The sequence below is a fragment of the Rheinheimera sp. genome (assembly GCF_020217005.1).
Lineage (GTDB): Bacteria > Pseudomonadota > Gammaproteobacteria > Enterobacterales > Alteromonadaceae > Pararheinheimera.
Genome location: NZ_JAIWOI010000263.1, coordinates 1 through 10,000 on the forward strand (window position 1 = coordinate 1; position 10,000 = coordinate 10,000).

General features: G+C 45.1%; 8 protein-coding genes and 1 pseudogene. All 9 read left to right on the top strand.

From position 1 onward, the window contains the following. Nucleotides 1-898, top strand: a pseudogene (locus LDL40_RS12825) (serine/threonine protein kinase); the annotation flags it as partial. Nucleotides 899-913: 15 nt separating this feature from the next. Next, complete coding sequence (locus tag LDL40_RS12830; protein ID WP_300995772.1) at nt 914-2,740, top strand: M1 family metallopeptidase; 1,827 nt, start codon at nt 914-916, stop codon at nt 2,738-2,740. 64 nt (nt 2,741-2,804) lie between these two features. Continuing rightward, on the top strand, nt 2,805-3,485 hold the full coding sequence (locus LDL40_RS12835) for an SIMPL domain-containing protein (RefSeq protein ID WP_300995773.1): 681 nt from the start codon (nt 2,805-2,807) through the stop codon (nt 3,483-3,485). 107 nt (nt 3,486-3,592) lie between these two features. Next, nucleotides 3,593-4,066, top strand: a complete 474-nt coding sequence (locus LDL40_RS12840; RefSeq protein ID WP_300995774.1) for a GAF domain-containing protein — start codon at nt 3,593-3,595, stop codon at nt 4,064-4,066. After that, nucleotides 4,063-4,371, top strand: a complete 309-nt coding sequence (locus LDL40_RS12845; RefSeq protein ID WP_300995775.1) for a hypothetical protein — start codon at nt 4,063-4,065, stop codon at nt 4,369-4,371. Before LDL40_RS12840 ends, LDL40_RS12845 begins: the two co-directional genes overlap by 4 nt. A 5-nt stretch (nt 4,372-4,376) precedes the next feature. Continuing rightward, on the top strand, nt 4,377-5,099 hold the full coding sequence (gene proQ / locus LDL40_RS12850; RefSeq protein ID WP_300995776.1) for an RNA chaperone ProQ: 723 nt from the start codon (nt 4,377-4,379) through the stop codon (nt 5,097-5,099). A gap of 16 nt (nt 5,100-5,115) precedes the next feature. Continuing rightward, nucleotides 5,116-7,134: a carboxy terminal-processing peptidase gene (prc, locus tag LDL40_RS12855; protein WP_300995777.1), complete on the top strand. Its 2,019-nt coding sequence runs from the start codon at nt 5,116-5,118 to the stop codon at nt 7,132-7,134. Between the two features lie 78 nt (nt 7,135-7,212). Continuing rightward, nucleotides 7,213-8,733: a Na+/H+ antiporter NhaC gene (gene nhaC / locus LDL40_RS12860; RefSeq protein ID WP_300995778.1), complete on the top strand. Its 1,521-nt coding sequence runs from the start codon at nt 7,213-7,215 to the stop codon at nt 8,731-8,733. A 185-nt stretch (nt 8,734-8,918) separates the two neighbouring features. After that, nucleotides 8,919-10,000, top strand: a 1,082-nt coding sequence (locus LDL40_RS12865) for a M1 family aminopeptidase (protein ID WP_300995779.1), incomplete at its 3' end; no start/stop codon positions are given.

Consider the following 10,000-nt stretch of genomic DNA (forward strand, 5'->3'; position numbering starts at 1 on the left):
GCATCATCTGGTGACGCCAGACTTGCCGCTGTTAAGCACAGAGCCGGTATTACCAGTCTGGACCAGTGATAAAGCGCAGGAGCTGGATACTGTGGTGTATTCGTCTCGTAAATCCTTTTTGCGTGAACACAGTGACGAAGAAGGCATTCAGTACATAGACGATGTGCAGCTGGAACGGTATTACAAAAACTATCTTGAAGGCATGGGAGAAACTGAAAAAGCTTTTGTCGCAGCCGTCAGTCGTTTAGGTCGTTATCCTGTGGTAGGCGGTCTTGCCATTCATTGGCAAAGCTCAGGGGTATATATTGATTGCAGCCTGAATCTGTTTGATCAGAGTGTACAAAAAGCTTTTGCGGTCGCGGTCAATAACGTGGTGCAACTTGCCCGTTCCATTGCAAAGGTCGGTATTTTTAAAGCCTGCTTGTTCGATGCCCGTCAGACCATCCATATTTCACGGGATAATACGGATGTACCTTTTGTCGTGCCAGAGGGCACAACGCTGAAATATGAGCTGGGCCAAAGTCAACTTGAGGACTTGAGTGCCCAACATAGTTATTTTGAAGATGGTAAAGATCCTGATGAGCAATTGGTACTGCCTGAAGACATCATGGACGATCTCGCTGCTTTAAATTTAATCCGGCACACCGGCTGTATTATCTTTGAAGTCACGCCTTTGTATATGAAAATACATAATTACTATCGTTTGCTCGAACCTGCAGCTGAAGCACAATTTGCCGCTTTGCTGCAAAGTATTCTGGCGAAAGTGCCTTTGATTAGTGGCGAAGGTGTGGGCGGCTTTATGAAGTTACCTCATAAAGACACCCGGCATTTCAGTCATCAGAGCCAGCAGGAACTTTGTTATTATCCTGCTAATCCTATGAATTACAGAAAGAATTAGTTTTCGGAGTAAAAAATGCGTGTTGTGTTGCTGTTGCTGTTTATCCTTGCTGCCAAAGTTCAGGCCGCTGATCCCCATAGTTTCAGCAACTTTGCCTTAGTCAGTCACCCACGACTGACCTTAGATTTAACGGCTGATTTTGACAAACAGCAGCTTTCTGGTTTTGTTGAGTTGCAACTGGAATGGCATCATCCGGAAGTGCGCGAGCTGGTATTGGACAGTCGCGATCTGACTATTAAAAAAGTCATGGGCCAATCTGCTGAAGGCCGTTGGGTAAAGCTAAGTCACAGCTTAGGAGAGGTTTCATCTACTCATGGACAAGCGCTGAGGATTGAGTTTCCAGCGCAGTTTCCCAAGGTACGCATTTATTACCACACCAGCCCACAGGCCTCAGGATTACAATGGCTGACTAAAGAGCAAACCAGCGAAAAGCAACAGCCTTTTATGTACAGCCAGTCGCAGTCTATTCATGCCCGCAGCTGGATCCCATTACAAGACACACCGGCAGTGCGGCTGAATTATCAGGCTCGTATTCATACGCCTAGACAGTTACTTGCAGTGATGGGGGCTGATAACAGTGCCAATACCGACAAAGACGGTGATTATTTTTTCCGTATGCCGCAAGCCATTCCTTCTTACCTGATTGCGCTCGCTATTGGGGATTTAGAATTTAAGGCTATGTCTGAACGTACGGGCGTCTATGCCGAAAAAGTCTGGCTGGATAAAGCAGTGGCCGAATTTTCTGATACAGAGCAAATGATGCAGGTCGCAGGCGCTATGTACGGCGAGTATCCATGGGGCCGTTATGATTTGCTGATTTTACCGGCCAGTTTTCCTTTTGGCGGTATGGAAAATCCACGTTTGTCTTTTATTACTCCCACAGTTATAGCTGGTGATAAAAGTCTGGTCAGTTTAATAGCGCATGAGCTGGCGCATTCCTGGTCTGGAAATTTGGTCACCAACGGCAGTTGGCACGAACTTTGGCTGAACGAGGGTTTTACCAGCTATGTGGAAAACCGCATTATGGAACAGGTGTATGGGCCTGAGCGCGCCTTGCTGGAGCGTCAGTTGTCCGTGCAGGACTTAGAAAACGATCTGGATCAGATCGATGCCAAAGACACTTTATTGGTAACCGACTACACAGGCCGGGATCCTGATGATGCCTTTACCCAGGTGCCTTATGTTAAAGGCATGCTGTTTTTGCAGTTTTTAGAGCAACGTTTTGGTCGTAAAACTTTCGACGAGTTTTTAAAAAACTACTTTCAGAGTTTTGCATTTCAGAGCATGGATACAGAGAAGTTCCTGCGTTTTATGCGTAAAACTTTGTTGAATGACCCGGACATAGTCTCTATGGGGGAAGTACTGGAATGGATTTATCAACCCGGATTGGCCAGCACTTTTGTTGCTCCGGTTTCTGATGCGTTTAAACAAGTCGATCTACAACTGGCGTTATGGCAAAAAAGTGGCCAGTTGTCTGATTTAGCAACAAACAGTTGGAGTATTCACCATTGGTTACATTTTATTGGTCAGTTGACTGATACTGTCAACATGGCTCAGTTACAGCAGTTAGACCAGGGCTTTGCATTAAGCCAAAGTCAAAATGCTGAAGTTGCTACAGCCTGGTTTAAAGTGGCGTTAGCAAAAAACTACTCAGAAGCACAGCCTGCGCTTGAGCAGTTTTTAATCCGGGTCGGACGGCGCAAGTTTGTGGTGCCTTTGTATCAGCAACTGAGCCAAAACCAGCAAACTCTGAGCTGGGCCAGGGCTGTGTACCAGAAAGCACGGCCTGGTTATCATCCATTGACTCAATCTGCTGTCGATAAGGTGCTGAAGCTTAATTAAATTTTCAGTGGGCGTTCAGCAAAGCAGGCTAGTCTGTAGTGAAGTTATTTAACAGGACATAGAAATGAGAACACAATTAGTAGCGCTGTTAGTGTGTAGCCTGAGTTTTGTCGCTTTAGCCGATAGTCCAGCAGTGAAAACCGTCACAGTCTCAGGCTCTGCAGTGATACAAGCAAAGCCAGATGCAGTGCGTTTAAGTATGCAAATTCAGCAGACCGCTGAGAAAGTCAGCGATGCAAAACAAAAAGTGGATGAGCAAGTGGCCGCTTTATCCAAAGCCCTGCGTAAGCTGGGTGTAAAAGAAGAACAATTAAACAATGCGCCTTTACGTATTCAACAGGATTATCAGCATGACCCTGAGCGCAAATTGCCTATCCGCTATCAGGTTAGCCGTGACATAGTCGTGTCGTTACAAGATCTTTCGCTATACAGTACCGTATTGCAACAAGCAGCTGATTTGGGCGTGACTCAGATGAATCAGGCTGAATTTTTAGTCAGTCAATCAGATCAACTGTATCAAGACGCGTTACAACAGGCTTTTACTCAGGCTAAAACTAAAGCAGCATTACTGGCAAAAGCCAATGGTTTATCTTTGGGTTTGGCACAAAAAATCAATGAACAAGGTTACGCTCCGGCTCCTGTGATGAAGATGGCCAGAGCCATGGCGGACGGCGCTGAAGTCAGCTTTGGTCAGACCGATATCAGAGCCGAAGTGTCAGTTGAGTTTGAAATGAACAGTCATTGATTGTTTAATGAACAAAAGTGCCTAAATCTTTTTGTAGCAGAGGTTTAAATTTCGCGACAAAACAAGTAATGTAGGGACCTTCGTAGTAATGGTAGAACCTATATTTCATGCGTGAGCAAAAATCTGAATTTTATCAGCTGCTGCAACAGCAAGCTCAGTCTCTGATTGAAGATGAAACTGACCTGATTGCCAATATGGCAAACCTGAGTGCGTTGCTCTTTAATGAAATGCCTGATCTGAATTGGTCAGGCTTTTATATTTTAAGAGATGATGTTTTGGTCTTAGGACCATTTCAGGGCAAAGTGGCCTGTGTCCGCATTCCGGTAGGCAAAGGTGTTTGTGGTACAGCAGTGGCTACTGGGGAGATCCAGTTGGTTAAAGATGTACATGAATTTCCCGGCCACATCGCCTGTGATGCTGCCAGTAATTCAGAAATTGTGTTGCCTGTGCGGCACAACGGCAAGATTATTGCTGTGTTGGATATTGATAGTCCGAGTCTGGCTCGTTTTGATTTGGACGATCAGCAAGGACTTGCCGGGTTAGTTCAGTTGTTTGAACAGCATTTGGCACGGACTTTATGAAAGATTTAGTCAATATTCAGGATTATTTATTCCAGGTTGCCGATGTCGGTGACTGGGAGGGTGAAGAAGAGATCGTCGCTGATCGCATTAACACCATTTATCATTCGGTTTGGCGCCGATTTCCGGATGATATTTTACCAGCCGAAATAGACCATTTGCTTCATGCTATTTGGAACGAGCTACGAGGTAGTTTAGTTTTATTAGAAGCGGACGAAGATGAACTGGTCGACTGGGCTATCTGTTACGTTAATAATCAATTAGAAGAAGGCATCAAGTTAGACGATGCCGCTGATGAAGAAGAGTAATTTTGATGACAACCCCAACTGAACAAATTCAAGCTCAACCTGCAGGCAAAGATGTGAAACAAATCCTCGCCGAACTAAGCGAAAAGTTTCCTCTGTGCTTTAGCCAAAGCGGTGAAGCTAAACCTCTGAAAATTGGTATTTTTCAGGACTTAGCGCAGCGGTTGTCTGAAGAGGATGGCATCAGCAAAACACAAATTCGACATGCCCTACGTTTGTACACCTCCAGTTGGCGCTATCTGGCTTGCGTTAAAGTAGGTGTTGCCCGGGTTGATCTAGATGGTCAGGCCGGAGAGTTGATCGATGAGCAGCAGGCAGCTCATGCCGCACAAACTCTGGAGCAGAGTAAAGCGAAAGCCGCAGAACAACGTAAAGCAAAAGCCGCTGTTGAGCGCGCCAAGCATAAAGAACAGCAAAAAGAACAAGCGAAAACGGCACAGGCAGACAAACCTGCTTACAAAAAATCTGCACCAAATAAGGCTGCAGTAGCTGCAAAAGCGGCCAGACTGAACTCTAAGCCTCAGGCCACAGAGAAAGTGGTTCAAGAGCAAGCGGTTGAACTTATTGCATTAAATACAGCCACGTTAAAAGTTGGCAGTGCCGTGCAGCTAAAAGTAGGACTGAAACCAGTGCCTGCAACTGTACTTGAAGTAGTTAAAAATGATGTTGTGGTGCAGCTAGCCTCAGGTATGGTGATCAAAACCCAAGGGGACAAGCTGTTCCAGGCTTAACAGAGACGAGTGTTCAATGAAAAAAATTTCCAGCTTAGCGGCGTTTTTTCTGGTTATAGGCAGCAGTGTTGCTGCTCCCGTTATTTCTCCTGTGCCAAATCTGGCGCAGGAACCACAGCATGCAACAGCCAGTAAACGAGTCACCAATTACTTTACCCGTGAGCATTATTTGGGCTTACGTATTGATGACGAATTGTCGTCAAAAGTTTTTGACCGCTATATCAAAAGCCTGGATTTTTTCAGGAACGTTTTACTTAAGTCAGATGTTGATGGCTTTGAGAAGTACCGTAACGAGTTTGATAACGGTTTGGTCAAAGGTCAGTTTGATTTTGCCTATCAGATGTTTAATTTAAGCATGACGCGTCGTCTGGAGCGTTATGACTATGCAATTAGTTTGCTGGATAAACCTTTTGATTTCACAACGAAAGACAGTTATCAGTTTGAGCGCGAAGACGCGCCATGGGCCGCTGATGTGGCGCAGCTTAACGAGCTATGGCGTCAAAAAGTGAAGTTTGATGCGCTCAATCTGAAATTAGCCGGCAAAACTGCAGAAGAAACGACTAAGTTACTGAAGAAGCGTTATGAAAACGCTAAAAAACGTTTATTGCAAACTGAAAGCGAAGATGTTTTTCAGATCGTAATGAATTCCTATGCCCGCAGTATTGAAGCTCATACCTCCTATTTATCCCCTCGCAGTGCAGAACGTTTTCAGCAGGAAATGAACCTGTCGCTGGAAGGCATTGGCGCCGTGCTGCAAAGTGACGATGATTTTACCGTGATTATGAGTCTGGTCCCCGGTGGTCCGGCTGATATGACGAAAAAAATTAAGCCAAAAGACAAAATAATAGGTGTAGCTCAGGGCGATGAAGAGTTTGTCGATGTTGTAGGCTGGCGACTGGATGATGTGGTTGATTTAATTAAAGGTCCGAAAGGCTCGACAGTCCGTCTGCAAGTGCTGGTAGGCGGTGATGCCTCTAAAGGTGTTCCTACTCAGATTTCTATTGTTCGCGATAAAATCCGTTTAGAAGACAGGGCGGCCAAGGCCGAAGTTCTGGAGCCTAAACTGAGTCCGTTGGGTAAGAAAATTGGCGTCATTAATATTCCAAGTTTTTATAACAACCTGACAGAAGATGTGAAGAAAGAAATTGCCAGCTTAAAACAGCAAAATGTAGATGGCATTATTGTTGATTTGCGTGGTAACGGTGGTGGTTCATTACCAGAGGCCGTGACTTTAACGGGTTTATTTATTGATAAAGGTCCGGTAGTTCAAATCAGAGAAGCTGGTAACCGCATCAGCATTAGCCAGGATTTGGATGGCACTGTGTTTTATGATGGTCCGCTGACTGTTATGGTTGATCGTTACAGCGCGTCAGCTTCAGAAATTTTTGCAGCTGCTATGCAGGATTATGGCCGTGCACTCATAGTGGGTGAACATACCTTTGGCAAAGGCACAGTTCAGCAGCACCGTGGTTTAGGTCGTGTGTACGACATGTTTGAAGAGTCTTTGGGCTCAGTGCAATTTACTATCGCAAAGTTTTACCGTATTGATGGAGGTAGTACTCAACACAAAGGCGTGATCCCTGATATCGCATTTCCTTCACCAATTGAGCCAGGTGAATGGGGGGAAAGCAAAGAAGAAAACGCTTTGCCTTGGGATAGCATTCCAGCAGCTCAGTACACAGCTTCAGACGATATTAAAAAGGCATTGCCACTTTTGCAGCAAAAGCATCAGGCCAGGTTTAGCAAAGAGACCGAATACAAGTATCTGATGGATGACATTGCTTTATATAATAAAGAAAAAGATGAAAAAACTATCTCTTTAAACGAACAAGAGCGTCTAAAGAAAAAAGAGGAAAACACAGCCCGCGACTTGAAACGAGTGAACGAACGCTTGACTCGTTTGAAGTTACCTGTTGTGAAAAATCTTGAGGATTTACCTGAAGTGCTGGAGAAGCTGGATCCTTTGTTAGAGGAAACAGCGCAAATTACCGCAGATATGTTAAGTCTGGGTCATTTAGCAAAACGCGCAGAATAAGTGAAGCTAAGGGGTCAGAGTCAATAATAGGCTGAAGCCGTTTATTGACTCTGACCCCTTTTTATAACAACAGAATTGGTGCTAACCAATCGTGATGAGAACAGAATTATGGAACAACTAACTGTACCACGCCAGATTAAATCCCCGACCTTTTTAGATGCCAGTATTCCGTTGATAGTGCTGGTTGTGTTACTAAGTTTATCTGTTTATCTCTATGGCAGTGATTCTTCTTACGGCGCAAACCAGATTGCTTTGTTTGTCGCTGCCTTTGTTGGCGTTGTGATTGGCCTTAAAAACGGCTATGGCTGGGCCGATATTGAACAGGCGATGGTCAAAGGTATTTCCTTATCGTTAGGAGCTTTACTGATCCTATTCTCAGTAGGGGCATTAATCGGAACCTGGCTGTTAGCAGGTACAGTACCTTCTCTGATTTATTATGGTTTACAGCTGCTAGACCCTTCCTGGTTCTACGCTGCCAGCTGTTTGCTCTGTGCTGTGGTAGCCATCAGTATAGGTAGCAGTTGGACAACAGCGGCCACTATAGGTGTAGCTCTGATTGGTGTGGCCTCAGGACTGGGTATGTCTACTGCAGTGACGGCAGGAGCTATAGTCTCTGGTGCTTATTTTGGCGACAAAATGTCCCCCGTCAGTGAAACCACAAATCTTGCACCTGCAGTTGCAGGTTCTAACTTATTTGAGCATATCCGCCATATGACCTGGACTACTATTCCTAGTCTGGCGTTGGCCCTGATTATTTTTGCAGTCATGGGTTTTAATGCAGATGCTGCAGCGGATGATTCACAGATCCGGGCTATCAGTGACGCATTATTGCAGCATTTTAACATTAGTCCTCTGATGCTAGTGCCTTTGGCTGTGCTGATGGCGATGGCTGTAAAGAAAGTACCGGCTTTTCCGACTGTGTTCATTGGCGCTCTGTTAGGTGGCCTATGGGCCGTACTATTTCAGCCACAACTGGTGGCGAAGATGGCAGACCCTGCCTTAAATTCTGTGCTGGCTACTTTAAAGGTGGTTTGGAGTACGCTGCATGGAGGTTTTGTGATTGAGACACAAAATGCCGAGCTGGATAAGTTGCTCAATGGCGGTGGTATGGTGAAGATGCTCAACACCTGTTGGTTGATTTTCTCAGCAATGATGTTTGGCGCGGTGCTGGAACATGTAGGTTTGTTACGTAAGTTTGTTGAAGCGATTCTGCATAAGGCGCACAGCACTGGCTCGTTAATTACCAGCACTATAGCTACTTGTATCGCGACCAATATTTTAACGGCTGATCAGTATATGGCTATTGTGATGCCAGGCCGTATGTTTAAAGAAGAGTATGAACGCCGTGGTTTAGCTCCTGTTAATTTATCCCGTACTCTGGAAGACGGAGGCACTATAACCAGCCCGCTGATCCCTTGGAATACCTGTGGAGCTTATATGCATGGTGTATTAAACGTCAGTCCGCTGGATTATGCTGTGTACGCATTTTTTAACCTTATTAATCCTGTTTTGGCGGTAATTTATGCCTATATGGGCATTAAGGTGCTAAAGCTGACTCCGCCGGATACGCCTATTACAGTGGCCGTTCAGGGTAAATAATAGACAAGGCCAGTTGAAGAACTGGCCTTATTTTATTCACCACCTCACAAGGCATCCAAACAGTTGGGCAAAACTTCGCCTGGTGATAAGTCAGCAGGTCTAAATTTTTATGTACAGGATGTAAAGTAATTCGTAAGCGTGGGAGCGTAATTTTCGATGCGGGCATTAACAAGAGAGAGTTCGTGATGAGTCAGATAAACAGCCGCCAGGCAAAAAGGTTAAGCGATTATAAAGCGCCGGCATTTACTATTACTGACGTAGAACTGAGGTTTGAACTTGAGCCTGAAGCTACGTTGCTTACCGCCATCTATCAATGTCAATCCGCAAATGGTGAAGCTGGGACTTTAATATTAGACGGACAGGAACTGACTTTGTTAGCAGTGTCAGTAGATGGTGTTTTATTAAATTCAGACGCATATCAACTGACGTCCGAACAGCTCATATTGCGCGGAATGCCAGCCAAAGCCCAGCTTGAACTCAAAATTGAACTGAATCCAAAAGCCAATACCGCGCTGGAAGGCTTGTACTTATCCAATAGCGCCTATTGCACTCAGTGTGAGGCAGAGGGATTTCGCCGAATCAGTTATTACCTGGACAGACCCGATGTTCTGGCTCGTTTCACCACTCATATTATCGCCGACGCTAACGCATATCCTGCGCTATTAAGTAACGGTAATTTGGTCCATTCAGACTTATTACCTGATGGCCGCCGTCATGTCACCTGGGTTGACCCATTTCCAAAGCCAAGTTATTTGTTTGCTTTAGTAGCAGGGGACTTTGATTGCTTAAAAGGCAGTTACACTACGGGCTCTGGCCGCCAAGTGGCACTGGAATTTTATGTCGATAAGGGCAATAAAAACCGGGCTCAATTTGCGTTGGAGTCTCTAAAACGCGCCATGTTGTGGGACGAACAGACTTTTGGTCTGGAATACGATCTGGATATTTATATGGTCGTTGCCGTCGACTTTTTCAATATGGGAGCGATGGAAAACAAAGGCTTAAACGTATTCAACAGCAAGTATGTGTTGGCCGATCAGTCCTCAGCCACAGACACTGATTTTTTTAATATCGAATCCATTATTGGTCACGAGTATTTTCACAACTGGACCGGCAACAGGGTGACGTGCCGCGACTGGTTTCAGCTAAGTTTAAAAGAAGGTTTGACGGTATTCAGAGATCAGCAGTTTAGTGCCGATATGGGCTCTGCAACTCTGAATCGAATTGAAGCCGTAAAAACTATCCGCACAGCGCAGTTTGCCGAAGATGC

Coding starts and splice junctions, on each gene's coding strand:
- proQ (WP_300995776.1), top strand. CDS start 4,377: ATGACAACCCCAACTGAACAAATTCAAGCTCAACCTGCAGGCAAAGAT.
- LDL40_RS12835 (WP_300995773.1), top strand. CDS start 2,805: ATGAGAACACAATTAGTAGCGCTGTTAGTGTGTAGCCTGAGTTTTGTC.
- prc (WP_300995777.1), top strand. CDS start 5,116: ATGAAAAAAATTTCCAGCTTAGCGGCGTTTTTTCTGGTTATAGGCAGC.
- LDL40_RS12830 (WP_300995772.1), top strand. CDS start 914: ATGCGTGTTGTGTTGCTGTTGCTGTTTATCCTTGCTGCCAAAGTTCAG.
- LDL40_RS12845 (WP_300995775.1), top strand. CDS start 4,063: ATGAAAGATTTAGTCAATATTCAGGATTATTTATTCCAGGTTGCCGAT.
- LDL40_RS12840 (WP_300995774.1), top strand. CDS start 3,593: ATGCGTGAGCAAAAATCTGAATTTTATCAGCTGCTGCAACAGCAAGCT.